The following is a 22,595-nucleotide window of genomic DNA, read 5'->3' as shown; positions in this document are numbered from 1 at the left end:
ATCGTCTCGTTGTATGTGTCGCCGGGTTCGATGGGTCGCCCGCAGCGGGCGCAGCGCCGCATGTCAGGCTCCGGTCTGGGGTGGTGCGGCGGGGCCGCGTAGCGTCTGCCGGTATGCCTGGTAGATGCGGTCGCCTGGCTCGCAGGGCAGGCCGAGGTTCTTGCCGTCCTTGTCCATGGCCATGCAGGTGGGGCATGTTGTGCCGTGTTCCAGCAGGGCGACGTATTCCGGAGTCGCGATCGTGGTGTTCATCGGCCCTCCCGGGCGAGGTGTTCCAGTGCGGCGCGCACGTCGCAGTGGGAGGCGTCGTCGGTGCACTGCTCGCACATGCCGGGATGGTCGCGGATGGCCCGTATGGCGGCCTCGCGGACGCATGCGGGGCAGGCCCGCGGGAACGTGCTGTAGTGGCCGTCCAAACGCCTGTGGCGGCGCTCACCGAGGTCGACAGCGGTTGCCGTGTCGAGGCGCGTGTCGCACCAGATGCAAGCCGCGCCGCGTACCCGCTCCTGCGACAGCCCGTCGAGCGCGGGGAGAGGGAGCAGAGCGAGCACATCGACCGTGCCCAGCCCTGCGCTTCTGCCTGACATGCGGAACCCCCTGGCCTCGTGGTTTGTGCTGCTCAACCGACGCTAGAGCCCAGGGGGTCACGGAAGTGCTACAGACTGTAGTACCTGTGTCAGACGACGCCGAGCCGAATCCCCAACTCCACCAGCTCGCCCCGCTTGCGGGTACGGATCATCGTGCCGACCGTCTCCCGCACCGCCGCATGCGCACGCGTCGCCTGCGGCGCCAGCCGCTCCGCATCCAGGAATGCGGCCACAGCCTGCTCCCGCTGCCCGTTGTAGAAGAACGCCCTGCCGCGGTCGATGTGGAAGTGCGAGGTCCGCTCCCGCGAGTAGCCGGCCGGGAGCTTCACCTTCTCCGCTCGCGCGACCGCGTCCTTGCCGTGGCCCATCTCCACGGGCAGGCTGACGGACCAGAGGGCGGTGTTGGTGGGGCCGAACTGCATCTGCCAGTCGTTGCGGTCCTCCCCGAGTCGGTCGGCGGCCTGCTGCGCGTGTCCGAGGTGGCGGACCGCGGCAGCCGTGTCCTTGGCGCGGGCCAGGTTCAGCGAGGCCTTCAGGTGGAATGCGCCCTTCAGGGACACGGCTTCCGGCCCGGGTGACGGCATCGCGCCGAGCTCGGTGAGGGCGTCGTCGATGATGGCCCCGGCCTCGTCGTGCTCGCCGATCGACAGGAACTCGCCCGCGTCGTACCAGTGCGCGGCCAGAACCCGCAGCGGATCCCCGGTCTCCCGTGACGCCCACAGCACGCGCTCGGTGGCCAAGGTCGCATCCGAGGTGTGGCCCAGCTTGTACAGGTACTGCATTGCGCACTCGTAGCCGGACGCCAGCAGGCCGAACACCCGACGCCGGGTGTCGCCTTCGGTCAGTTCGGCCGCGACCTGGAGGTCGCGCAGCAGCGCGGGCAGTGCGGCGCCGGACTTGGCGAGGGCTGCCGCCTGCCGGTGCTGGTTGGCCTCGGCCACCCGATCGTGGAGCTCGGGCAGGTTGACGGTGGCTGCTTCGGCGTCCGTTGGTCGGGTTGGCCGGCCGTGGCGCATCAGTGCGCGGCGGACGGCGGCCACCGAGGCGACGGCGGCTTGCCCGTCGCGGTCGGCCTGGACCGGCATGTAGGGGGCTCCGGTGATTTCGGTGGGGTGGCAGTCGAGGGCTTGCGCGAAGGTGAGGACGATGCTGGCGCGGTCGAGGCTGCGGCGTCCTTGTTCGAAGGCGCGGATGGTGGCGAGGGAGTAGCCGGATTCGGTGGCGAGGCGCTGCTGTGTCCAGCGGTGACGGGCTCGCAGGCGGGCGAGGCGTTGCCCGTTGCTCTCGGCTGAGGGGTGGATGTCAGAACCGTGGGTCATACTGGTCTCCGTTCCTTGCGTCCACTTGGAACGGTACGCCCGACGGCCGGTGGTGTACTTGGGAAGGCCCTTACGGATTACGGTCCGTTGGGGCCTTCTCCGTGTCTGAGATTGCCTGGATCGCGATGAGTGAACGGCCCCCGCTGTCGATACGCTGGGGGCATGTCCCCCTCCATCACCCGCCCGGGTTCCGTGCGGTCTGCTGCGGCCATCAACGCCGAGATTCGGGCGCTCATGACGCGGGCCGGCGGGCATCTCCCGGCAGGCGATCGGGCCCGGTACGCGGCACTACGCGATGAGTGGGTGGCGGCGGTACGCGCGGAGATGACCACCGCCGCGTAGCCGGGGAACAGCAGAACGCCCCCCGCTCCCGTGGGGGAACGAGGGGCGCGGCGGCTTTTCAGCGTCCGGGATGGTCCGGGTCGTCCTCGGCCGTGGGGAGATTTCCGTATCCCTCCGACCAGTGGTTGACCCAGCCGCACAGCCCGCAGGCGTAACGGCCGTTCAATCCCGCCACCTGGGCGCCGCATTGTCGGCACTCGGTCGTCGTGATCTCAGGGCTGACCCGAGGGCGGGCGGTGTCACCCGGCACGGTTTCCGTCGGCCGCTGCTGAGTCATGTGCTGAGGGTACCCGTGGGGTGGGGGCGTGCCCGCTTGACCAGCCGCACTGGTTCGAGCAGATCCATGAGCCGTTCGAGCCCTGGATGGCGGAAGCGCCGCAACTTGGACATTGCATTGCCGAGTCCTCCTTTGAGGTTGCCGCACGGTCTGCTGTCCGGTGTGCCCGCCTGTCGGAGGCTCCATGCGGTGCGCGGCAAACGTGGCTGGACCCGCGTGTGCGGTTGACGCCGGAGGGGCGGGTCGTGTTGGAGCGGCTGTACGAGGAGTGGGCGGCAGCCGTCCGGGCCGAGGTGGTGGAGGCGGCGTAAGGGTCAGCAGATGGTGCGTACCCCTGGCGGTGACCAGCGGCGGGTGTCCGGCAGGCCGGGACCATTTTGCGGAGACGCGCAACATGGTCGACGTAGGATCCGCCCGTGGCCACCTTCGACTTCCCCGACACCCTCCTCCAGCTCGAACGCACCGCCTGGGAGGAAATCCAGAACGGGCGGCTCACCGTCGACACCGCGCAGGCCGTGCAAGCGGCGGTAACCGCGTTCGCCATCGACGGCGGGCATGACCGGTACGCCGTTGAAATGGGGCTGAAGATGAGCGTCCGCCACCCGGCGGGCTAGTCGCTGTCCCCGACACCGCCGGGGCGCGTCGACAGCCGGTACTCGTCGACCGGGAAGTCAGCCCCTGCGCCGGACACGTCGTCGAAGTCGTCACCCTGCTGCGGGGCCTGCTGCTCGTCGTCCATCGCGCCAGAATGGCAGACCCTCACACCTAGTCCGGCCACCTCGTCAACGTCACGCCCGCCTCCTCGTCGACGAGGACCACCCGCGCGCCCGGCAGTACGCCCCACAACCCGACCCAGACGGCGCACTGCGAGCGGGCCACGACCTCGCTGCCCCACCAGCCATGCATGACCGGCCGGCCGGTAGAGGTGAGGGCGAGGTGGTAGCGGTCGGGGTTCACGGCCCCAGGGTGGCATGCGCACCGGACGGCCATAGACTCGAACGCGTGAGCGATCCAACCCCGCCTCGACTCGACATGCTGCGCTTCCTCGAACGCGTCCAGCAAGCCGACCTCGAACGCACCCGACGATGGATCGCAGACGAAGAACGCAAAACAGCCGAGAAACAGCACGGCCTCGAAGCCCGGACGCCAGCACCGGACTGGCTGATCGAGATGGGCCTCAATCGGGACGCACCACCGAACATGATCCACGTCGGCGGCTGCCACATGGCCGGCAAACGGTCCCGGGGAATCAGCCGCACAGACGCCCTCCGCTGGCTCGCCGAAGGCATCCCCGCCTGCACACACTGCCGACCCGACTCGGAACTCGGATACCTCGACGGGTAGCGGGCGCCCGCCAGGACGGGGGAGCCTGACGGGCATGCGGCCAGTCTGGCACGGGGCTGCTTACCGGCGGCGCCACCCCGGCTTACCACCCATGGGGATGCTGCTCGTTGTCCAGCCGTGGGCTCCCTTGCTCAGCTCGCGGCGCTCGGCGTTGCGCTCCTCGCACATCTCGCGTGCGTGAGTCGCTGCCTCTTCGTGACTTTCAGCGGTGTCGGAGTACCACGTCTTGCCGGTACCCATGGCGCTCCAGACGCTAATGGTCCAAGTTGCCCGGTCGAGCTCTTCGTCGGGCGGGCAGTAGATCAGCTCTCCAACCTTGTCGTCACCCTCGAAGAGATCGAAGCCCTGTGGTTCGCCGCATGGACGGAACTCCAGAGTCATGGACTCTCCTCGTGTGAGTTCAGCCGCTCCCCTAGCTTGGCAGCGAGGGCGTAGGCGGGGTGGTTGTCGAGTTGCCGACGGCGTCGGTTGTACCTCTGGGTGGTGCGGGGGTCGGAGTGGGAGACGGCGTCTTGCACGTCTTGGAGCGGGACGCCGTTGGCGAGGTTGTCGGTGATGAACTGGTGTCGCAGCGTGTGGGGCTTGATAGTGGCGGCCTGTGGGATCCCGGCGCGGCGGGCGAGGACGCGGAGGTGCTTCCAGACTTCGGGCTGGGTCCAGCGGCGGCCGGAGTCCGTGGTGAAAAGCGGGCCGTCGGCGCGGTCGTCGAGGTAGGCGAGGAGCGCGTCGAGGGCGAGTGGCGGTACGGGTGCGGGCCGCTTCTTGCCGCCCTTCTGGGTGAGGGGCAGGGTTCGGTGGCCTCGGTTGTAGCCGAGTTGGTTGGCGTTGAGGGCGAGGAGTTCGTCGATGCGGGCGCCGGTGAGGTAGAGGAGCATGACGAGGGCGTAGGAGCGGGGTGCCCAGTCGAGGGCGGTCTCGACGAGGCGGGTGGTCTCTGCCTCTGTCATGCCTTCGGTGGGCGAGTAGTCGGGGTCGACGTAGGGCCGGTTGACGGCGCTGAACGGGTCGGAGTCGACGGCTTGGAGTCGGGCGGCGTAGGTGTAGAAGCTCCCGGCGGCGGCGAGGGCTTGGGCCTGCGTGGTCTCGGCCGGGGGCCGACCGTTCCTCGTCGGGGTCTTGGCGAGGTGTTTGGCGTAGGCGTCGGCGAGCGGCAGTTTCGCTTGGAGTGGGTGGACCGTGGTGGAGCGGGCGTACTCCTCCCATGCCTTGAAGGTGCGCACGTATGCCCGCCTGGTGTGGCGGCTCTTCTGGCGGGCGATCCATCCTCCGGCGAGGGTGGGCAGCGGGTCGCGGTCGCCGTAGATGGCGGCGAGGTGGTCGGCGAGTGCGCGGGCTTCGTCGGGCCAGTCGTCGCGGGGGTCGTGCCGGTCGGTCGACAGCTCCGCCGACTGGCGCGGGACGAGGGCGGTCATCGGCGTACAGCCCGGAGCCGTGTCAGTGAGACCGTCTCCATTGCTCCGGTTCCGTCGAACATCACAGTCACTTCGCTGCCGGGTGCGCTGTCGGCCGTGGGCACAACGGTGACGGTGGCGTCGTCCAGCCCGACGCGAGTGCCGATCGCCGGGCGAGACGAGATCTTCGCGGCCTCGTCGGCCCTGCGCCACGCCTCGGCGAGGATCTCATCGGCGCGCTCCTTGCCGATCGGTTCGCCGTTCAGTGAGTAGTACGTCGGCCCCGCAATCCACTTCGGAGTGGAGTCGATACGCGTACCGGGCCGGACCTTTTCCCGACACTGACGACACTCGTACCAGTTGTCCTGATGCTCGTCACGGCAGTCCTCGCACCAGTACGGCTCACCGAAGACGAGTTCCAGCGTCGGGTACCGGTCGGATCCTTCCGCGTAGTAGTGCTCGTGCCCGTTGCTGTCAGTCGCGCGCCAGCGAGGGTCGGGCTGGGGCATGTCGCTCTGCACCCAGTCGCCGTCGTGCTCGACCTCCAGGACGGAATCATCCGCAAGTGTGATCGTCGTAGTGCGGGCCATCAGTCCTCCTTGTATTGGATAACTGTCATTATCAACCATCCCGCGTTGGGCAGCGCAGCCCAGCCCGCTCCGGATTCGCGCCCCCGCCTCACCGGTTCTTCTCGGCCCCGTAACAGAACCACCGCAACCCTTTACGGTCTGCCTACATCCGATAACGTCCCTCATCTCACGAAACACCGCACCAGGGGGGACACATGAGCCAGCAGTACCCGCAACAGCCCTACCCGCCCCAGCAGCCACCGCCGAAGAAGACCAGCGTCGGAAAGACCGTGGGCCTGGGCTGCGCCGGCATCATCGGCCTGCTCCTCGTGATCGGCGTCATCGGAGCCGTCGCCAGCAGCAGCGGCGGCAAGGACACCGGTGCCAGCAGCGTCAAGCCCGCAGCCACCACATCCAAGAACGAACAGCCCGCCACCGAGCCGAGCAAGACCGCGAAGAGCGAACCCAAGACCGAAGAACCGAAGAAGAAGACCGTCACCTTCAAGGTGTGGGGCACAGCCCCCGCCGGCGCCCTCGGGGGCCTCGACATCACCTACGGCTCGGACAGCGACAACCGCAAAGGCGCGTTCAAGAACGGCACCTTCACCGCCACGCTGCCCCTGGACGACGAGGCCCTGTTCTACACCGTGACAGCCCAGCTTCAGGGATCCGGTGACATCAACTGCTCGGTCACGGTCGACGGCCACACCGAGAAAGGCCACGCGTCCGGCGGCTACAACCTGTGCAACGCGCAGGCCAACGCCGGACTCCTCGGCGGCTGGGGATAGCCAGACACGACGAAGCGCCCCGCCCCCGGGTGGAGGGCGGGACGCTTCAGACACAGAAGTGCGCCCCTCCCGGAGGAGGGGCGCGGTCACTCGTTGTCGTCGGATGGCGGCAGCTTCGGCTCGCGGAACGGGCGCGGTGACAGCCAGAACGGGGGATCGCCTTCATCCGGCACGGGTCACCCCTCAACCGTGGGCGGCGACGCGGGCGGTTCCGGGATCGGCGGAGGTTCCTCGACACCCATCGCGACGAGGCTGCCTACGTCGGCACCACCATCCCGGCCACGGGGCTCCACCGGACGCGGGTCACGTGTCGGCATATCGCACTCCAGTTCTCACACGTCGATAGCGTCAAGGTATGGGCGGGCCCGATCCGGGATCGGGCGCGGCGCGGGCGGTTCCAACCCTGCGCCGCGGATGTAGCTGACGAGGCTGCGGCGGTCGATGACGAGCCAGGAGATCGCGGCACCCTGACCGGTGATCTGCTCCTGTTGGCCGGTGATCTGGACCTGTTGGCCGACGACATCCTCTTTCAGGTCGTCGATGCGCTCATTCAGCGCCTTCTTGATCTCCGTGAAGTCGTCACGGTTCTCCTGCCGCTTCGTTCTACGCGCCGAACGTGCAGCGACCACGCCGCCGGTAGCGCCTATCAGGGCCATGCCTGCCTGGATCCAGGTGTCCACCGCCATCAGGAACCCACTCTCTTGGGCCGGGGCGGTTCACGCCATCCGGCAACCACGATCACCGGAACAGCGATCACCCCCCACACCGCAGCAGCCACCCAGCCGCGCGGAAAGTCCCCGAGCACCCACGACGCCAGGTAGGACAGCATCCACGGCAGGACGATGAGGACGAGGGCGACGAACCCGAACCAGTCCGCACCCTGCCTCAGCCACGCGGCCACCGCCGCCATCAGCCCGGCCGTGATGAACAGTGAGCCCCACACATGCAGCGGCCACATCTGCACGGCCAGCGTCAGACCGCGCTGATCCGGCTGCGGAGAGATGATCTGCCCGTACCCGTACAACGCCCACACCGTCCCGTACGACAGGAGGATCGCACCACGGCGGCCCAGCATCCCGCCCAGCCGCCGGACCGCCCAACGCACTCAGGCCTCCGCGGCGTGGCTGCCCGACGTCACCAGCGAGTCCTGCGCCTTGCCGGAGATGCCGGTGGGCTTCCACAGGCCGAAGTGGCTGAGGACGGCCGTGCCGAAGGAGACGAGCGTCAGCACGAGCGCAGTGCCCAAGTCCCAGCCGTCGGGGTGCGGGCCAGCGAGTTCGACGAGGAATCCATTCGCCGCGGTGAGCGCGAGGAGGAGGACGGCCTTGACGCCAGCGTGGGTGACTCTGGTCGTCACGAGGCCGACGAGGACGGGCAGGATCACGGAGACGAGGAGGCCCAGCCAGTAGGCGGCATCGAGGTTCACGGTCATTGAGGGGTTCTCGTTTCTCAGACGGGCTGCGCGAGCGAGCGGCAGCCGATGACGGTCCCGCTGGAGTTGCGGACTTCGCGGTAGGGGACGAGCAGGTCACTGCGCCGGTCGGCGAGCGCGAGGGCGACGACGAGAGAGACGATGTACTGGTGGCCGTCACGCCTCGACGGCAGGTTCTGGGCGTGCCCGAACTCGACCAACTCGAAGGTGATACCGCCGCCGAGTTCGATCGTGGCCAGGCGTGCAGGCGTTGCTTCGGGCTCGATGACCTCGCGCAGGTGTGGCTCCAGGTCGTCGATGCCGTCCTCGCGCTCGGCCGCGTAGAGGCGGATCGGGTGCGGGGTCAGGTTCAGGATCACTCGGCGAGCCTCGCGGCCAGCTTGTCGGCGACCTTCTCGGCGAGCGCGTCCAGGTCGACGCCGCCCACCGACAGCGACTCCACCTTCGCCTTGACGGCCGCGACGTCCGCTGCGATGGTGCGGGCCGTCTTGTAGGTGAGGCCGAGGAAGCTGGACATCGCCCACTCCACCGTCGGGTCGTCGGGCGACTTGGCGCCGTTCGCCCCCGTGACGACCTGACGGCCGATCTTCTTGATGTCGTCGTCGGTGAGGGCCACGGCTTCCTCCTGCTGGCTGGGTGCGGTCGGGTTCTTCCAGGCCGGGTCGGCGGTGACGATCCCTGTCGGATAGGAGGGGTAGCCGTAGCCGTACACGTAGGTGTCGCGGCGGGCGCGCTTCTTCAGGTAGACGCCGTCGCCCTCGGCAGAGCCGCTGGAGTTGGTGTTGCCTTCGGCGGTGTAGATGAAGTCGGCGTCGTAGGCGTAGACCAGGCCGGTGTGCGATCCGCCGCCCGAGCCGAAGAAGACCTGCGCGCCGATCCCGGGATAGTCCGAGAACCGGCCGGCGTTCTCCCACCAGGAGACGCCGAGGGCGCACGATGCGGTGACGGGGTAGCTGCCCTTGGGCATGCCTGCCTCCTGGAAGCACCAGGCGGCGAACGTCGCGCACCATGCCTGGTTCTGGCTCCACTCCAGGCCGGGCACGGCGGGGCTGTACTTCTGAAGGTTGGTCCAGTGGCCGCCGGAGTAGCCCTCGTGGTAGCCGACCTGGGACTTGGCGATGCGAATGACGTCGCCTGCGGTGCCGGTCACTGCTCCTCCAGGGGGCGGTCGGGCTCGCCGGTCAGGACGTCGCGTCCCGTGGTGGCGGGCAGGTCAGCCGCTGCTCCGGGATCCCCGGCCGCTTCGGCGTACTGGTCCTCGGCATCGCTCACGGCGACCTCCTCGGGCTTCAATGGACCCGGCCAAGAGGCGCGGGAGGGCTGGGTGGGTCAGCCGACGGCGGGCTCGGAGTCGACGGTGACGGAGCTGGCGGGGACCCAGTAGCCGGTCAGTCCACCGGCGGTGATCTGAAACATGGGCCGCCCGTTGACGATGGCCCGACGGTCGGCCGGCGCGTTCGAGGGGTTGGCGAACTGCACGGTTTTCACGCTGGTGACGGTGCCGTCGGTGGCGACCTTGTACGTGTCGACGGGGACGCTTCCGCCGGGGAACGTCACCGTGCGGGTGGGCCAGTAGATCGTGGCCAGGTAGACGCCGCGCAGGTACGCCTTGGACCAGGACTCGCCCACCCACCAGCCCGCGTAAGAGCCTGCGGAGATGAGGTAGTAGATGCCGCGACCCTTGATGCGGCGCCGCATCGACGCGGGTGCAGCCGTGTCCGAGGTGAAGGCGACCGTCTTCTGCTCGAGCAGGTCGTCGCCCGCAGCCGTCGACCACGCACCCGATGCCGCGGTGTCGAAGCGGTACAGGGCGTGGCTGCCGGACTCGAACTGGACCGTGCCGGACACGCCTGCCGCCGGGTAGTCGTCGACGAGCCGGTCGGCGTGGTCGGCGAAGTCGGGGCTGCCTGTCTGCCAGTTGAGCTGGCGGAAGAGTTCGATGTGGTGCTGGTGGTAGGTGTAGGCCTCGATGCGGTGCGTCTGGCAGTAGAAGCTGCACCACTTCGAGTTCCGCAACAGCGGGAAATACCTGGCCACGGTGGTGGCGACGGCGTCGTACAACTCGGCCGCAGCCTCGCTGCCGGTGACCTGGCAGTAGTCCCACACCCCGAACAGGGAGTAGATCATCCCGTTGTAGGTGTAGTCCCCGCTCCCCGGTTCGGAGCCCGGGTACTCCTGGATCCACCCGTATCCGGCGCTGTCGGTGTTGACGGCCCACGGGTAGCCGTACTCGTCGGTTTGCAGCGAGGCGAACGCGTGGTCGGCAGCCTCCAGATACACGGCCCGGTCCGCGTCGGCGAGGGCGTCGAGTTGGGAGAGCTGCACGAACAGGCTGAGGATCTCACCCTGCGCCATGCCCGAGTACCAGGGCGCCGTATAGGAGACCCCGGAGTGCACGGTGTGGGTGAAGTCGAAGCCGTAGGGGAACCACCAGGCACCGGACACTTCAAGTCGGCGGCCTATGAGCCGGTCCGCTTGCGCCCGCGCCCGCGCCAGGAAGAGGCTCTTCCGGGCGGCGTCCGTCTCGGTGCGGTAGCTGGTGATGCAGCCCAGGCCGAACTGCGCCTGACCGACCGGATGGTCGTAGCCAGTGCTGCCGCCGTCCGGGTAGTAGAGGTACTCGCCCTGCGCGTTCAGGTGATAAGCGCCGGTCAGGGGGCTGACGTTCGCCCAGGCGACGGGCCGGTCCCGCCACGGCCGCATACTCTCAGGCAGATCTGCGGCAGGAGCAAGCCGGTAGCCGGCGCGGTTCATGAAGCCTCCGGGCATGAGAAAAGCCCCGACCAGTGGGATCGGGGCGGCGGTTATGCAGGTGGCTCAGTCGGCCGGGTTGGTGATGCGCATCTCGTCGAGCCAGACCTTGCTGACGCCGCTGCCCGCCTCGGTCGGCACCGAGAACGCGAGCACGCCGTTCGTCCCGACAGTGACGCGGGTTGCGTAGTGGGAGCTGTTATAGGTGGCGAAGCCTCGCCCGGAGGCCGGCCGGTACCCGGAGTTGAAGGTGAACGCCGTGGTCGTCGTGGCCGCGGGCAGGCTAGAGATGGCGATGGCGCCCTCGTACTCCCACACCTCGGTGCCCAGCATGGACAGCTTGCGCATGCGCGGGGCCGGTGTGGAAGCCGAGAAGCCGCCCGCATACGAGCCGATCGACGACAGGTTCGTCCACGCCATCGTCTCGACGATGTTCATCAACTGCCAGGCCGAGCCGTCGTAGAAATACAGGCCGTTGACGTCCTGCAGCCACGACACCATGCCCTCGACGGGGGCGGTCGCCCCGGTCAGCGCGGCGGAACGCGCGGACGCCGAGGCGAACCTCATCACCGACCGCTGCGCGATGCCGTTGGCGATGTTCTTCGCCAGGGTCTCGGCGTTCGGGGCGTCGGTCAGGGCGGCGACGGTGATGCCTTGCCCGTAGTCGTCGGTACCGGACATCAGGCGGTCCTCCTCAGAGAGAGCCAGGAGAACTGGCGGACGGTGGTGGCGGTGCCCGAACTGGCCTGCTGGGCCCAGGCGAGGGCGAGCGTGCCCGCGGTGGTGACGACTGCGGTGCCGGCCGGACGGCAGGTGACGATGGTTCCCGCGCCGATCCCGGCGACCGGGAGTGTGCCTGTGCCGATATCGGTTACGGCGCCCCAGCGGGTGGTCGCAGCTTGGGTGGTGTTGCTGGAGTCGGAGCCGCCTGGCCACCAAGTGCCCGTCGTGCCCGCGGGGGCAGTCCAGCCGAGCTTCAGGTCGGCCGCCGAGTCGGCGTCGTAGAAGAGGACCGCGTCGATTTTGTACGTGCCTGGGATGACGGCGAAGGTGAGGTGTGGATCGGCGGCGATCGCCGTCACCGACGGCCGGGCCGTGTTGCCCGACTTGATCTTCTCGACGATGCTGCCGAGCGCGAAGCCGCCGGTGCTGCCGCGTCCCCAGGCGAACCAGTTTCCGGTGCTGGACTGGGTGACGACGATGACGTCGCCGACCGTCGGCAGCAGGTACGACTCGTCGCAGCGGATGGAGGGGATGCCGTCCGCGTCGACTGTGCCATCAGCGTTGACGGCGGTGACGGTCGCCAGCCGCCAGTCAGACCCGCGGACGCTGGGCGTCGACTGGCCCGTACGTTTTGCCTGCTGGCGCATCGCCCACGCGAGGTCCCGGTGGACGCCCTGCGCCGACCGGTCGGCGGCCGTCATGCGTCCTCCTTCGCCGAAATCGTCGAGATCGGGAAGTCGCCGTCCTCGCTGAGGGGCACGGTGAACGAGGCGGGCTGCTGGAGCTCGCGGCTGCCGTCCGGGTGCGTGACGCGCAGGACGTCGCCCGCCTCCAGTGCCGGGTTCGGCAGGCTGGAGATGTCGCCGGACGCGTTCGGCGCCTTCGCCTGCGCCAGCAGCAGCGTTCCTGCAGCAGTGCAGGCACCCGTCGTGATCAGCGTCGGTGAGGAGTAGAAGCGGGGGCGGCGCCCGAACGGGCCGCCCCAGTAGGTGGGGCTGCTCGTGTCGTCGTCCGTGACCAGGGCCCGCACGGGGGCCACGTTGTCGGCCGTGTTTTCCCCTCGGGCGAGAATGCCGTTCTTGACGCCCGCGCTGGACATGCCGCGGTTGGCGCGGATGTAGACGCCGCCCTCTCCTGCGGCGACCTCCCATACCGGCGTCGTCGTCAGGATGTCCGGCAGGGTGGTGATGGTGACCGTGCCGTCCGGGGTGAAGTACACCTCGGCCCCGGCTGCGGCGGCTATCTCCTTGCAGGCCGCCCAGGGGTCCGCCTCGATGTCGAAGACGCGGCGGCCGATCGCGACGTCGACGATCGTCGAGACCACCTCGACGTCCGGCAAAGATCGCTGCACCAGCGCCGTGACGGCGGCAACCGCAGTCCCCGACGACGTCCACGGATCGGTGAACTGGTCGTCCTGGATGACGGCCGACAGATCTTTGCCCGACAAGGTCACCGGGCCGTCGTTGACGTCGCCTCCCACCTCGTCCAGCCGGAATACGCCGAGCGGAACCAGCTCCGAGGAGCCGTCGCCGTAGTAGACGCCGCGGCTGATCCGGAGCCGGGCCCCGTTGGTGGCGAGCTGGTCGGCGGGCGTGCGCGGAATGAGTGACGGGTCGGCGACGGTGACCGTGCAGGTGCGGCGGATTGCCTGCTGCCGGTCCACCTGAACTGACCCGCCTGTGTGCTCCACATCGAGCACACGCCCGTCGGTGAGGAACAGTTTCACTTCGGTGGCGACCTGGTGTGACTCGGCGAGGCGGGCGAGGAAGCGATCGGATACGGGATACACCGGGCCTCCCTACTTCCGCTTGTCGAGGAGCGCGTCCTCCCACGTCGCATACGCGTCCAGGAAGGCCTGCCACGTCGCGAAGCCGGAGAGGACGTCCTGCCAGGTGCGGTCAGCGGACCCGTTGACGCCGGTCGTGACCGGTCGATCCGCCTCGGTCAGCGGCAGCGTCCACTCCCGCCACTGCTCCGTCGCAAGCGTGCTCACCCTCGGCCGGGCGACGGGGCCGACGTTGACGTACACGTCGTCCTCACCCATCCCGGGTGCCGACTGCCACAGCAGCACATTCCCCGAGCCGAGGAGCCAGCGCAGGGCCTTCCGTTCGTTGTCGGACCGGGTCCAGACGGCGAGGCTTCCCTCCTGCCCGCCACGACTGTCGCTGAGGATGACCGCGTTCTGCCGGTTGCGTACCTTGTGGGCGGTCTGCTGGATCGGATCGGCCCAGTCCGGGGCCTGCTTGACCATGACCTGCAGGTTCCGCTGCGGATTGCCCGGATCCTTCAGCCAGCACAGGTTCACATCGTCGACATCGAGGGTGATGACCGCCGATGAGCGGGTCGAGGCGAGGACGCCGGCAGCGGTGTAGATCTCGACGTAGTAGTAGATGACCGTTTCGAGCGGTGCCTCATGGTCCTCAATGATGAGCAAGTCCGAGGTGATGGCGTCCTTGTCGTACAGGCCGGCCGGGCCGCGCACGGGGGTGCGGGTGCCATCCGGCGTCACCCGGTACACGGTGATCAGGTAGTCGACGGGCAACTCCCGTAGCGTCAGCGTCGCGTAGGCGCTGACGTCGTGCTCGGTGACCGCCGTCAGCGGCAGAACCGGCCACAGGGCTGTGTAGTCCATCCACAGGCTGCTGGACACCGCCCCGGCGACGCCGACCACTTCAATCGCGGCCTTCGCCGTGCTGGCGGGGGCGACCGCGTCGGTCGTCATCGCAAACCAGCTGCCGCCGGGCAGCGCGTAGGCGGTTCCCGTCGACACGCCCAGGTCGGCGCTCGCGGCGCTGTACCAGTGGATTTTCACGGTGACGGTTGTCCAGCTACCTGCGTTCAGCTTGCAGACGATCTGTGCGCGGAAGTTCTGCCCCACCGGATTCGACAGGTTGAACAACGGTGAGCGCCAGGTCGACGAGGTCGCCGTCGCTGACGCGACCGCAAGGCTGTAGCTGCCCGCATACGAGGCCGCCCCCCACGGCGTCGACCGGGCCGCCGTCGCCACCCCGGACGTCACCGTCCAGCCGCCCGCCGACTGCTCGAAGGACGCCGACGCATAGGGGACGACCGTGCCGGCCATCACCGGCACCATGGGCCGTATGACTGCGGTGTCGACCCGGAGTACCTGTGCGGCCGTCGGGCTGTCCAGGCCGACCGCCAGCGAGCACGTGGCTGCGCCTGCGGGTGCGATGTCCGACACGATCTGCCGGTACGCGCCTGTGCCCGGTGCCGCCAGCGTCGACCTGGTTGCCTGGACCTGTGTGCCGCCGCTGTCGTAGAACCGGAGTTCCACCCATGCCGTCGATCCGGATGTCGGCGGGCTGAGGTAGATGTAGCCGAAGTATTCGACGCCGGCTGTAACTGCGGGCCGGTCGGCGAGGCGCATCGCAGCGTTCGCGGACGCGGTGACGGTCATGGTGGCCATGTGGCCGCCCGCGTAGTAGTAGTCCACGGGCCACGTCAGCGCGGGCACGGTGCGGGTGATGGTGCAGTTCGTTTCGACAGTCCACGAGGTGACGTCCACCTCGGACGTCTCCGTGTTGAAGCCGAGCAGGTTGCTGGGCGAGCGGATCGGCAGCCCGAGGTAGACGTTCTCGTAGAAGCTGTTGACGTTCCCGGCGGCCGGGGTCGACGACAGCAGCACCTGCGCCTGCGTCGCCCCCACCGGCGCGACCCCGCCCACCGCGATCCGGTGCCATGACGCTGACGCGGCCGCCGTCGTCAGCGACCACGTGATGCTGACCTCGGCGTTCGCTGCGGTCAGCCAGCGGATACCGATCCTCTCCGGGACCGTCGCACCCGACGCGTCAGCGAACGCCCCGTACAGCGTGCCCTCGACGACCGGATACGACGACACCGTGCGGGCCTGCATCTCGCCCGACGCCACCGACTTGACCGCCAGGACGCCGTCGCCGTTCCGGCCGCCCGTGCCCTTGCTGAGCGTGCAATTCAGCTTCGCCGTCCATCCGGAGACGGACGGATCCATGCTCTCCGTCGCCGAGCTGAGGAGATTCCCGGGAATCGCCAAGGTTCCTCCTCAGCTCGCGTTGATGACGGAGATCAGATGCTGCTGGCTGTCCTGCACCCGCACGTCGATGAACCCGGCGAGGGCCTCATCCCGTGCATGCACCTCGACCACAACCGGCGTCGGCGACGACTGACTGCGCCCGGCCATTGAGGTGAGCGCGTTCGCCTGCTGCGTCGTGAAGACCGGCTCCGGCCTGCCCGTCCCGTTGTAGGCCAAATTGAGGCCGGGCTGCAGGTAGCCGCCAGAGTCGTAGGACCCCGGCTTGAACCCGTACCAAGAGGTGAACAGGCTGTTGTTGTAGCCGCGGGCCCGGGGGCCGACGACGACGCCGTCGCCGCCGCGGGACTCGACGTTGGTTCCGCCGAGCGTGCCCGCTGTGTGGCCGACGCCCGAGTTGGTGATGCCGATCCGGAAGGGGCTGTTGCCGTGGTAGACCCAGCCGGGAGGCGCGGTGTTCCCGGAGAACGCCATCGTCGCCCACCGGCGGTGCGGCTTCTCCCCGCGGAGAACGGACTCAATCGCGGACATCAGCCCGGAACAGTCCCAGCTCGGGTTCCCGTTTCCGGCCCACTGATAGGGCAGCCCGTTCTGGGTGCGCGCCCAGTTCAGTGCGGCCTGAATTTTCGGGCCGCCGAGGCCGCCGCCCCCTTGCTTGTCAGCCTCCTTGGTGTATCCGAACAGGGAGTCGACGATCTTGTTGGGGATGTTGCGGAGCATTTTCCCGAAGCCGGTGTCCATGCCGGGGAAGCTCTTGAGCAGCGGGTCGACGACGTTCTTCACGCCCGCGCGCGCGGACGCCTCCAGGGTGTCCTTGAGCCAGGAGGCACCTTCCTTGATCTTGTTCCAGGCTGCTGAGCCCGCACCCAGCACCGCAGATCCCGCCGACTTGATCCAGCCGAAGATGCCGCCGTCCGCGAACGACTGCGTGATGCCGCCGCCCGCGTACTTCAGGGAGCGGTCCGTCGGCGTGACCGGGTTCCCGCCGAACGCCGGGGCCAGCGCAGCCTTGATGCCCTGTGCGCCCCGAGAGCGGGCGATCGAGTTCAGAGTGTTCACGAATCCGGAGCCCACCGCGCGGGTGAACTCGGGCCGCATGATGGCCTCGCCGCCCGACAGTTCGAGCGCACCGCCCGTCGGAGAAACGAACCGGTGGACGTCCTTGCCCGGCGTGTAGCCCGGCATGACGCCACCGGACGCGAACTTGAACTCGGGCAGCTTGGGTGCGCCGAACGCGCCCGCGACCATGTTCCAGACGCCTCGGATGCCGTTGTTGTAGACGACGTCCACGACGTACTGGATGGGCACGCGCGCGTTCGCCTTCAGTTTGTCCCAGGCCGTCTTCATGCCATCCTTCGCGGCGTTGAAAGCGGCGACCGTCTTCTCCTGAAGGGTTGTTGCCCAGCCCGGGATCGTCTTCGTGAAAAACGTGCCGATCGGCGAAATCACCCAGCGCTTGATCCAGTCCCAGGCGCTGGCAAAGCCCGCCTTGATCTCACCCCAATGCTTGATCACGGCGACGACCGCAAGCCCCATCGGGCCACCCAGCGCGCCCACCAGCCACGGCCAGTTCGCCTTCACCCACGTCAGAGCCGTCTGGAACGCGGCCGGAAGCGTCTTCGTGAAAAAGCCGACGAACGGGCCCTTGAACCAGTCGACGACCGCCTGCGCCCCGCCTTTCAGGCCGTCCCAGACGTACTGGACTGCCGCACGGAACCAGTCGAACTTCTTGTACATCAGGACGACCGCAACGACCACGGCCGCGATCGCGAGGACGATCCAGCCCCAAGGCCCAGCCATCGAGACGACGTTGAACGCCAGCATCGCCAGCGTCGCAATGCGTTGGGCAAACCCCCACGCCGCCACGGCAATCTTCCACGCCGTCATCGCCACGACGATCCCGTAGATGCCCGTCACCAGCCACGGAGCCTTCTCCGCAAGCCACGTCACACCCAAAGCGAACAAGCCGATCGCCTTCAAGACAATCACCGAAACCGGAGCCATCGCACTGCCGATCGCCACGATCGCCCCGAACAACTTCCCGAACGCGCCAGCGAGCAGCGGAGCCATCCGGGCCGAGTACGACAGGAACTTCTCGAAGCTGGGCGAGCCCTTCAGATTCGCGCCCCAGTCCGCGAACCGGCCCGTGATCCGCTGCATCGTCGCCGAGATCGAATCCATGTGCGGCAGGAAGGCCTGCACGATCCCGGCCATGCCCTTGAAAATGTTTCCGAAGCCGACACCCAGACCCGTGATCGCCGGGACCACCGACCCCGCGAGATCCTTTTTGAAGGACTGCCACCACGGCGACTTGAAGCCCTGCGACGCCCGATCCTGCAAACCACCGATCGCCTTAGCAGCATTCACAACAAACGGCGTCAAGCCCGGCAGGCTGTTCTTCAGCCCATTGAGCGCCCGGGTGAAAATCGGCATCACCTGAGGCTGAAGAGACTTCGACCAGTCACCGAACGCCGTCTTCAGACCCGTGTACGCCGCCATCGTCTGCCGCGCCTCAGGCGTCAGCTTCGCCAACTCGGCCTGATACTTGGCCTGCGCGATCGCAGCCTGATCCACACTCCCGGCCGCCGACAGCGACGCCGACTCGATCTGCCGCTGCGCCGATGCCACCGCGTCCGCCGCAGACTGCTGCGCGACCGCCACATTCGCCGTCGCCTCCGACACCCGCTGCTGCGCATCCGCAACCTGCCGGGCACCAGCCACCTGCGCATCCCGAACAGCTACCTGCTGGTCAACGACCTTCTGCTGCGCCTGAACAAGCTGTTCCTGGGCATCCGTGACCGTCTTCGAACCGTCGACACCCGCCTTATTCGCGGCAGCCGTCTCCTTCTTCAGACGGCCCGTCTCGGTGGTCTGCTCCTTCAGCCGCTGCACGGCCTGGTCGTAGGCCAGCAGCGCCTTCTGCTTATCCAACTCCGTGGCGTTCGCGCTGTTGAGGACCGCGTTGCGCTGTGCGGTCGCCTCCTTCAAGGCGATCTCCGCGTCCCGCTGGCTGAGGACCGAGTCCGTCAGCCGGTTGTTGATGTCCTCCAACTCCTGCACGGCCGTCCGCCGCGCCGCCGTCAGATCATCCTGGGCGCGCTTCGCATCCCGCTGAGCGTCCGCGAGGGACCGCTCAGCGTCCTGCACCTTCCGTGCCGCCTGCGCGACCGCATCCGCCGACTGCTGCCGGGCCTGGCTCACAGCCTGCTGTGCCTGCGCGATCTGCCGGGCACCGTTGCGCTCCGCCGTCGCCAACGCCTGCTGAGCCGACTCCTGCTGCAACGCCCGGGACGCCGCCTGCGAAGCCGCCTGACCACCCTGCATCGTCGCGCTCGTCGCCGCATCCTGCGCCGCCTTCTGCGCCTGCAGAGTTGACGCGAGCCCCTTGAACGCCGGGATCGCCACCAGCGCGATACCGCCGAGGCCCGCAGCCGCGGCCACACCAGCCGCAGCGATCGCGCCCAGGCCGGCAGCCACCACCGGCAGCACCGGCAGAATCGCCGGACCGAACAAGATCGCAGCCGTAACGAGAGCCCGGAACCCAGCCGTCGACGATGACGTGTCGACATCGACATGCTGACCGTCGAGCCGGTTCACCGCAGCCTGGAACGCCGCCAACTGGGCCAGCGCCGCACCCGCATCAACTCGAACCGCCACATCGGCGTCCTGCGTCGACAGGCGCTGAAGACGGGCCTGGATCGCCTCAATCCGGGCAGTCGCAGTCGCGGTGTCCATGTCGACGCCGATCCGCACATCCCGCAGATCGGTCAACTGCGCCCGCAGGCGCGCCACCTCGACCTGCGCCGGCGTCGTGTCGGCACCAATGTTGATGTTCGGCAGCGACGCCTCGGCCTGCTGCACGGCAGCCCGCAGCCGGACGCCGAAGTTGCCGTCCGTCTCCACCCGGATATGCGCCGGGTTGGCGGACACTTCATCGATCTGTTCCCGCAGCAGCCGCAGCTGCGCGATCGCCGCCGCCGTGTCCGCGCGAACCGCAACATTCGGATGCGCAGCGCCGATCCGCCGCAGACGCTCCTCAATGTCGGCGGCCTCGGCCCGAGCCGTCTCAGCGTCGATATCGATGCCCACGGTCTTGCCTGCGAGGCTCTCCAGCCGTGCTCGCAGCCGGGCCAAGTCCGCGTCGATGCCGGTGTCAGACAGGCGCACGTCCAACTTGGGCATGCTCCGGAAAGCGGCCTGCAGGCGTGCCCGCAGCGACCGGGCGAACGCGCCGCCCGCCTCCTCGCCCTGCCGAGTCGCAGCAGGCCGGGCCGTCTGCCCGCCCTGCGTGATCCCATCCCGGATGGCAGTGCGAAGAGACGCCGTAACCCTGCTGGCGATCTGCTGGCCTATCCTCTGGCCGATCTGAAGGCCGACGTTGCCGATCTGCCGCTGCATTTCCGGGCCGAACGCCCGGCCCGCCGCGTCGCCGGCATCCTGCCCAGCCCGCGTGGCAGCAGGAACGAGGGCGCTACGCAGCCGGTTGTAGATGCCCTGCGTGTTGGGCAGAACATCGACTTCGACCGAGCCGACGGAGATAGCGGGCACCGGGAGCCTCCTCCCAGCGCCCTACGCGGCGCCCCCATTGATGAGCTTGAACAGGGTGTTCGCCTGCGCCTCGTTGATCTGCTGCTTCAGCCGAGGGGGCTTCGCGCCAGGCCGACGGATCGGTTCGGGGGGCCGGGGCTTCGTCGACTTTTTGTCGGTGTTTACCGCGCGCAGGACGAATCCGACGTCGGCGACGCGGTCCGCGACCAGGGCCAGGAGTTGCTCCGTCTGCGACCAGCGGGCCTTCTCCGGCTCGCCTTTCTCTGCCTGCTTGGCCAACTCCTCATCGGACAGGCTGTTGCGCAACGCTGTCCACGTCGCCGACTCCGGCGGCAGATGCTCGATGAGGACCCGCAGGCGCCGCCACGACATCTCCCCGCGGTGCACGTCGAGAACGTCGACGCCGTTGTAGTAGCGGAACAGGTCCGCCTCTACCGCCTCCGCGTGCGCCTCGACGACGGAGCGGGTCCACTGGATTTCCCCAGGCTCTCACCGACCAGCGAGGCGGCTTCCTGCGCGAACTCCATGAACTCGACGATCGTAGGGTCGAGTTCGAGGTACAGCTCATAGTCGTCCGGGTGCAAAACCTTCTCGGCAAACCCGTCCAGGTTGCCCTGGTTGAGCATGCGCTGCCACGACGACCGCCACGCCGACGGCGGAATGACCTGGACTTCCTCACCGCATAGCTCGGTTGTGACGTAGTGGCCGACTTCAGCCTCGATCTCCTGGGCTTCCGCCTCAGTCATGTCCGGCTCGTCGACCTCCTCCACCTCGGCGGCGCGGCGCGCAACCGGCGGGCGGGAAGCCGCTCGGGCCGCAGTTCGCGGCTTCCTGCTACTCGCGGTCGTCTTGCGGGGGGTGTTGGCCATGGCGCGGGCCTCTCTCTCAGGTGATGGCGCGGGCAGTGTGCAGAGGTGGGCGGGCCGGGCCCGCGCCGGCTGGCTATACCGGCCCGCCCACCCGTTCAGGACCCGGTGTATTCGGGCGTCGCCGGGATCTTGTCGACGTGGTAGACGGTGTTGCCGGACGCGTCCGGGTAGGTGGTGATCGTCCACTCGTAGCCCGACATCTCGTCCTGCTTGAAGGACACGTCGGAGCGGTCGTTGATCTCGCCCTCGGGCACGTAGAAGCCCTTGTAGGCGTCGCCGTCGACCACCAGGAACCAGAACGCGCGACGGTCCGGGACCGGCGAGGACGTCTCGGCGTACTTGGTGAGACCGTCGACGTCCGGCTCCAGCTCGGAGGCGTCCAGCCGGTACTGCAGCGACTGCACCGCGATCCGGCTGGTCTCCCACACCGTCAGACCGAACGTCCGCACGCTCTTGGTGATCTGAGTGCGGAACGGGGACGTCAGACCCCAAGGGGTGAACTCCTGCGAGTCCTCGTCGAAGCCGTAGGTGAGGCCATCGTCCGAGATCGCGCCGAGCGGCTCCCAGGCGCCGACCGGCTGCGTGAGGGGAGAGACCGGCGCCGAGGTGCCCACCGGGCTCACCCAGCCGCCGCCATTTGCGCCGACCAGAGCGAGGTCCGCAGCGCGGGTGATGTTGACCATGAGATGTCTCCAGACATGGAAGAGCCCGCGCACGGGCGGGAAAACGGGGTCCGGCGCGGGCCCACAAGGTGCAAGAGGCGCGTGAGCAGTTCGCCCAGCTCTTGAACGCCACGCAATGGCAGGGCAAGCACGTCGCGATCACTCGTCACGGAAGGCGGGCAGCCGTCCTGGTGCCGCCAGACTGGTACGACCAGGCGATCGAGGCGATCGCAGGTCAGGACGGGTGACAGTAGATCTCGTAGGTCGCGCCAACTCGTCGCAGCGCAACATTTTCGTATGGCCGCACTGCGGGCAACGACAGGCAGCCCGTCCGGCCGACGACGATCGATTCGCCACTGGAGCCGCGCAGTTCGCCTGTCACCCAGTCGTGCACCTCGCGGGCCAGAGTGATCGCCTCAGCCCTGGAAGCCGCGTACACGTCGATGTCGACGATCATCCGGGCGAGCCGGAGTCCGTCATCGCCGCCGCCCGGGATGTGCGTGATCTGGATCGTGGGCAGTTCGCCAGCAAGGCTGTTGTCCAGCTCGTCGCGCACCACCGCATCCGGGAACCGGACGGTGCCGCGGGTGATGAGCTCAAGCTCGATATCGACGAGCGCGGTCACTGGTTCCGCCCGCCCAGCAGGGCTGCCCTGAGCAGCACATGGTGCGCCGGAGCGCCAGGGGTGCCGTTGCTGTACTCCACCCAGCGGGCATAGTGGGCGGTGTTGCGGACGTAGCCCACTGCGCGGTCACGGCGGCGACCGCCGCGGGCCGTACTGTCCGTCTCCCACGATTCCTTGTAGTGCCCCGGATGCGGGCCGCCGACGTCCACCGGGGAGATCGCCTGGGCGACGCCCTTGATGACCTCGGCGCGGCGCAGCATCTCCGCCTCCATGCCAGGCATCCGCAGCATCTCGCCGACGCCCTTCTTCTTCATCTTGAACCGGGCAGCCACGACGTACCT

Annotated in this window: 31 protein-coding genes; 5 read left to right on the top strand and 26 right to left on the bottom strand. The window is 68.4% G+C overall.

Annotated features, from left to right (window positions below; genetic code table 11):
• Nucleotides 1–63 precede the first annotated feature (63 nt).
• The 3 genes from OG352_RS06655 to OG352_RS06645 all read right to left on the bottom strand — a co-directional run bounded on the left by OG352_RS06655 (nt 64) and on the right by OG352_RS06645 (nt 1,906).
• Nucleotides 64–252, bottom strand: coding sequence for a hypothetical protein (locus OG352_RS06655; protein WP_329215344.1), 189 nt, complete (start codon nt 250–252; stop codon nt 64–66).
• Entirely contained in the window at nt 249–587 is a 339-nt protein-coding gene (locus OG352_RS06650) for a hypothetical protein (protein WP_329215342.1), read from the bottom strand. The genes OG352_RS06655 and OG352_RS06650 overlap by 4 nt, the downstream gene beginning before the upstream one ends.
• An 89-nt stretch (nt 588–676) precedes the next feature.
• Nucleotides 677–1,906, bottom strand: coding sequence for a helix-turn-helix domain-containing protein (locus OG352_RS06645; protein WP_329215340.1), 1,230 nt, complete (start codon nt 1,904–1,906; stop codon nt 677–679).
• Nucleotides 1,907–2,068: 162 nt separating this feature from the next.
• Between OG352_RS06645 and OG352_RS06640 the strand changes: the two genes are divergently transcribed.
• Nucleotides 2,069–2,248, top strand: a complete 180-nt coding sequence (locus tag OG352_RS06640) for a hypothetical protein (RefSeq protein ID WP_329215338.1) — start codon at nt 2,069–2,071, stop codon at nt 2,246–2,248.
• A 58-nt stretch (nt 2,249–2,306) separates the two neighbouring features.
• Here the strand turns inward: OG352_RS06640 and OG352_RS06635 are convergent, their stop codons facing one another.
• A complete protein-coding gene (locus OG352_RS06635; protein WP_329215337.1) occupies nt 2,307–2,525 on the bottom strand; it encodes a hypothetical protein in 219 nt (72 codons plus the stop codon).
• A gap of 416 nt (nt 2,526–2,941) precedes the next feature.
• Here OG352_RS06635 and OG352_RS06630 point away from each other — a divergent pair, with 416 nt between their 5' ends.
• Nucleotides 2,942–3,139 carry a hypothetical protein gene (locus tag OG352_RS06630; protein WP_329215335.1) on the top strand — a complete coding sequence of 66 codons (198 nt, stop codon included), beginning with the start codon at nt 2,942–2,944 and terminating at the stop codon, nt 3,137–3,139.
• On the opposite strand, the gene OG352_RS06625 is transcribed toward OG352_RS06630, so the two are convergent.
• Both OG352_RS06625 and OG352_RS06620 read right to left on the bottom strand, forming a co-directional pair.
• Nucleotides 3,136–3,264, bottom strand: a complete 129-nt coding sequence (locus OG352_RS06625) for a hypothetical protein (RefSeq protein WP_329215333.1) — start codon at nt 3,262–3,264, stop codon at nt 3,136–3,138. The two genes, OG352_RS06630 and OG352_RS06625, sit on opposite strands and share 4 nt — an antisense overlap.
• 26 nt (nt 3,265–3,290) lie before the next feature.
• Nucleotides 3,291–3,482, bottom strand: a complete 192-nt coding sequence (locus OG352_RS06620; RefSeq protein WP_329215331.1) for a hypothetical protein — start codon at nt 3,480–3,482, stop codon at nt 3,291–3,293.
• 45 nt (nt 3,483–3,527) lie between these two features.
• Here OG352_RS06620 and OG352_RS06615 point away from each other — a divergent pair, with 45 nt between their 5' ends.
• Complete coding sequence (locus OG352_RS06615) at nt 3,528–3,869, top strand: DUF6233 domain-containing protein (protein ID WP_329215329.1); 342 nt, start codon at nt 3,528–3,530, stop codon at nt 3,867–3,869.
• Between the two features lie 60 nt (nt 3,870–3,929).
• Here the strand turns inward: OG352_RS06615 and OG352_RS06610 are convergent, their stop codons facing one another.
• From OG352_RS06610 to OG352_RS06600, 3 genes are read right to left on the bottom strand one after another with little or no spacing between them, the layout of a single operon-like run.
• Nucleotides 3,930–4,250: a hypothetical protein gene (locus OG352_RS06610; protein WP_329215327.1), complete on the bottom strand. Its 321-nt coding sequence runs from the start codon at nt 4,248–4,250 to the stop codon at nt 3,930–3,932.
• Entirely contained in the window at nt 4,247–5,281 is a 1,035-nt protein-coding gene (locus OG352_RS06605) for a tyrosine-type recombinase/integrase (RefSeq protein WP_329215325.1), read from the bottom strand. The genes OG352_RS06610 and OG352_RS06605 overlap by 4 nt, the downstream gene beginning before the upstream one ends.
• Nucleotides 5,278–5,850 carry a hypothetical protein gene (locus OG352_RS06600; protein WP_329215324.1) on the bottom strand — a complete coding sequence of 191 codons (573 nt, stop codon included), beginning with the start codon at nt 5,848–5,850 and terminating at the stop codon, nt 5,278–5,280. Before OG352_RS06600 ends, OG352_RS06605 begins: the two co-directional genes overlap by 4 nt.
• 194 nt (nt 5,851–6,044) lie before the next feature.
• Here OG352_RS06600 and OG352_RS06595 point away from each other — a divergent pair, with 194 nt between their 5' ends.
• The gene (locus OG352_RS06595) at nt 6,045–6,617 is read left to right on the top strand and encodes a hypothetical protein (RefSeq protein WP_329215322.1); all 573 of its coding nucleotides are present in this window, start codon (nt 6,045–6,047) and stop codon (nt 6,615–6,617) included.
• Between the two features lie 332 nt (nt 6,618–6,949).
• Here OG352_RS06595 and OG352_RS06590 read toward each other — a convergent pair whose 3' ends face one another.
• The 15 genes from OG352_RS06590 to OG352_RS06520 form a co-directional block, all read right to left on the bottom strand.
• Nucleotides 6,950–7,303 carry a hypothetical protein gene (locus OG352_RS06590; RefSeq protein ID WP_329215320.1) on the bottom strand — a complete coding sequence of 118 codons (354 nt, stop codon included), beginning with the start codon at nt 7,301–7,303 and terminating at the stop codon, nt 6,950–6,952.
• On the bottom strand, nt 7,303–7,722 hold the full coding sequence (locus tag OG352_RS06585; protein ID WP_329215318.1) for a hypothetical protein: 420 nt from the start codon (nt 7,720–7,722) through the stop codon (nt 7,303–7,305). The genes OG352_RS06590 and OG352_RS06585 overlap by 1 nt, the downstream gene beginning before the upstream one ends.
• The gene (locus OG352_RS06580) at nt 7,723–8,049 is read right to left on the bottom strand and encodes a hypothetical protein (protein ID WP_329215316.1); all 327 of its coding nucleotides are present in this window, start codon (nt 8,047–8,049) and stop codon (nt 7,723–7,725) included.
• 17 nt (nt 8,050–8,066) lie between these two features.
• On the bottom strand, nt 8,067–8,408 hold the full coding sequence (locus OG352_RS06575; RefSeq protein ID WP_329215314.1) for a hypothetical protein: 342 nt from the start codon (nt 8,406–8,408) through the stop codon (nt 8,067–8,069).
• Nucleotides 8,405–9,199: a CHAP domain-containing protein gene (locus OG352_RS06570; RefSeq protein WP_329215312.1), complete on the bottom strand. Its 795-nt coding sequence runs from the start codon at nt 9,197–9,199 to the stop codon at nt 8,405–8,407. Before OG352_RS06570 ends, OG352_RS06575 begins: the two co-directional genes overlap by 4 nt.
• Nucleotides 9,196–9,321: a hypothetical protein gene (locus tag OG352_RS06565; protein ID WP_329215310.1), complete on the bottom strand. Its 126-nt coding sequence runs from the start codon at nt 9,319–9,321 to the stop codon at nt 9,196–9,198. Before OG352_RS06565 ends, OG352_RS06570 begins: the two co-directional genes overlap by 4 nt.
• A 57-nt stretch (nt 9,322–9,378) precedes the next feature.
• Nucleotides 9,379–10,803: a D-glucuronyl C5-epimerase family protein gene (locus OG352_RS06560; RefSeq protein ID WP_329215308.1), complete on the bottom strand. Its 1,425-nt coding sequence runs from the start codon at nt 10,801–10,803 to the stop codon at nt 9,379–9,381.
• 63 nt (nt 10,804–10,866) lie between these two features.
• Nucleotides 10,867–11,481 carry a hypothetical protein gene (locus OG352_RS06555; RefSeq protein WP_329215306.1) on the bottom strand — a complete coding sequence of 205 codons (615 nt, stop codon included), beginning with the start codon at nt 11,479–11,481 and terminating at the stop codon, nt 10,867–10,869.
• Nucleotides 11,481–12,224: a hypothetical protein gene (locus OG352_RS06550; RefSeq protein WP_329215304.1), complete on the bottom strand. Its 744-nt coding sequence runs from the start codon at nt 12,222–12,224 to the stop codon at nt 11,481–11,483. The genes OG352_RS06555 and OG352_RS06550 overlap by 1 nt, the downstream gene beginning before the upstream one ends.
• Nucleotides 12,221–13,312, bottom strand: a complete 1,092-nt coding sequence (locus OG352_RS06545) for a DUF5047 domain-containing protein (RefSeq protein ID WP_329215302.1) — start codon at nt 13,310–13,312, stop codon at nt 12,221–12,223. Before OG352_RS06545 ends, OG352_RS06550 begins: the two co-directional genes overlap by 4 nt.
• Nucleotides 13,313–13,321: 9 nt before the next feature.
• Entirely contained in the window at nt 13,322–15,553 is a 2,232-nt protein-coding gene (locus OG352_RS06540) for a hypothetical protein (protein ID WP_329215300.1), read from the bottom strand.
• 9 nt (nt 15,554–15,562) lie between these two features.
• Nucleotides 15,563–20,098 carry a hypothetical protein gene (locus OG352_RS06535; RefSeq protein ID WP_329215298.1) on the bottom strand — a complete coding sequence of 1,512 codons (4,536 nt, stop codon included), beginning with the start codon at nt 20,096–20,098 and terminating at the stop codon, nt 15,563–15,565.
• A 21-nt stretch (nt 20,099–20,119) separates the two neighbouring features.
• The gene (locus OG352_RS06530) at nt 20,120–20,470 is read right to left on the bottom strand and encodes a hypothetical protein (protein ID WP_329215296.1); all 351 of its coding nucleotides are present in this window, start codon (nt 20,468–20,470) and stop codon (nt 20,120–20,122) included.
• 59 nt (nt 20,471–20,529) lie between these two features.
• A complete protein-coding gene (locus OG352_RS06525) occupies nt 20,530–20,967 on the bottom strand; it encodes a hypothetical protein (RefSeq protein WP_329215294.1) in 438 nt (145 codons plus the stop codon).
• Between the two features lie 95 nt (nt 20,968–21,062).
• A complete protein-coding gene (locus tag OG352_RS06520; RefSeq protein ID WP_329215292.1) occupies nt 21,063–21,650 on the bottom strand; it encodes a phage tail tube protein in 588 nt (195 codons plus the stop codon).
• A gap of 68 nt (nt 21,651–21,718) precedes the next feature.
• Here OG352_RS06520 and OG352_RS39935 point away from each other — a divergent pair, with 68 nt between their 5' ends.
• A complete protein-coding gene (locus OG352_RS39935) occupies nt 21,719–21,877 on the top strand; it encodes a type II toxin-antitoxin system Phd/YefM family antitoxin (RefSeq protein WP_443072172.1) in 159 nt (52 codons plus the stop codon).
• On the opposite strand, the gene OG352_RS06515 is transcribed toward OG352_RS39935, so the two are convergent.
• Together OG352_RS06515 and OG352_RS06510 are read right to left on the bottom strand one after the other, a co-directional pair.
• On the bottom strand, nt 21,865–22,254 hold the full coding sequence (locus tag OG352_RS06515; protein WP_329215290.1) for a hypothetical protein: 390 nt from the start codon (nt 22,252–22,254) through the stop codon (nt 21,865–21,867). The genes OG352_RS39935 and OG352_RS06515 overlap by 13 nt on opposite strands.
• A complete protein-coding gene (locus tag OG352_RS06510) occupies nt 22,251–22,586 on the bottom strand; it encodes an HK97 gp10 family phage protein (RefSeq protein ID WP_329215288.1) in 336 nt (111 codons plus the stop codon). The genes OG352_RS06515 and OG352_RS06510 overlap by 4 nt, the downstream gene beginning before the upstream one ends.
• Between the last annotated feature and the right edge of the window lie 9 nt (nt 22,587–22,595).

Source organism: Streptomyces sp. NBC_01485 (assembly GCF_036227125.1).
In the GTDB taxonomy this organism is placed as follows: domain Bacteria; phylum Actinomycetota; class Actinomycetes; order Streptomycetales; family Streptomycetaceae; genus Streptomyces.
The sequence above is the reverse complement of the archived record's forward strand: the minus strand, read 5'-3'. Positions and strand labels throughout refer to the sequence as shown.

Excerpts from the sequence above, each read along its gene's own strand:
- OG352_RS06655 (WP_329215344.1), bottom strand. The coding sequence starts at position 252 with ATGAACACCACGATCGCGACTCCGGAATACGTCGCCCTGCTGGAACAC.
- OG352_RS06650 (WP_329215342.1), bottom strand. The coding sequence starts at position 587 with ATGTCAGGCAGAAGCGCAGGGCTGGGCACGGTCGATGTGCTCGCTCTG.
- OG352_RS06645 (WP_329215340.1), bottom strand. The coding sequence starts at position 1,906 with ATGACCCACGGTTCTGACATCCACCCCTCAGCCGAGAGCAACGGGCAA.
- OG352_RS06640 (WP_329215338.1), top strand. The coding sequence starts at position 2,069 with ATGTCCCCCTCCATCACCCGCCCGGGTTCCGTGCGGTCTGCTGCGGCC.
- OG352_RS06635 (WP_329215337.1), bottom strand. The coding sequence starts at position 2,525 with ATGACTCAGCAGCGGCCGACGGAAACCGTGCCGGGTGACACCGCCCGC.
- OG352_RS06625 (WP_329215333.1), bottom strand. The coding sequence starts at position 3,264 with ATGGACGACGAGCAGCAGGCCCCGCAGCAGGGTGACGACTTCGACGAC.
- OG352_RS06610 (WP_329215327.1), bottom strand. The coding sequence starts at position 4,250 with ATGACTCTGGAGTTCCGTCCATGCGGCGAACCACAGGGCTTCGATCTC.
- OG352_RS06605 (WP_329215325.1), bottom strand. The coding sequence starts at position 5,281 with ATGACCGCCCTCGTCCCGCGCCAGTCGGCGGAGCTGTCGACCGACCGG.
- OG352_RS06600 (WP_329215324.1), bottom strand. The coding sequence starts at position 5,850 with ATGGCCCGCACTACGACGATCACACTTGCGGATGATTCCGTCCTGGAG.
- OG352_RS06595 (WP_329215322.1), top strand. The coding sequence starts at position 6,045 with ATGAGCCAGCAGTACCCGCAACAGCCCTACCCGCCCCAGCAGCCACCG.
- OG352_RS06590 (WP_329215320.1), bottom strand. The coding sequence starts at position 7,303 with ATGGCGGTGGACACCTGGATCCAGGCAGGCATGGCCCTGATAGGCGCT.
- OG352_RS06580 (WP_329215316.1), bottom strand. The coding sequence starts at position 8,049 with ATGACCGTGAACCTCGATGCCGCCTACTGGCTGGGCCTCCTCGTCTCC.
- OG352_RS06560 (WP_329215308.1), bottom strand. The coding sequence starts at position 10,803 with ATGAACCGCGCCGGCTACCGGCTTGCTCCTGCCGCAGATCTGCCTGAG.
- OG352_RS06555 (WP_329215306.1), bottom strand. The coding sequence starts at position 11,481 with ATGTCCGGTACCGACGACTACGGGCAAGGCATCACCGTCGCCGCCCTG.
- OG352_RS06550 (WP_329215304.1), bottom strand. The coding sequence starts at position 12,224 with ATGACGGCCGCCGACCGGTCGGCGCAGGGCGTCCACCGGGACCTCGCG.
- OG352_RS06530 (WP_329215296.1), bottom strand. The coding sequence starts at position 20,470 with ATGTCGTGGCGGCGCCTGCGGGTCCTCATCGAGCATCTGCCGCCGGAG.
- OG352_RS06525 (WP_329215294.1), bottom strand. The coding sequence starts at position 20,967 with ATGGCCAACACCCCCCGCAAGACGACCGCGAGTAGCAGGAAGCCGCGA.
- OG352_RS06520 (WP_329215292.1), bottom strand. The coding sequence starts at position 21,650 with ATGGTCAACATCACCCGCGCTGCGGACCTCGCTCTGGTCGGCGCAAAT.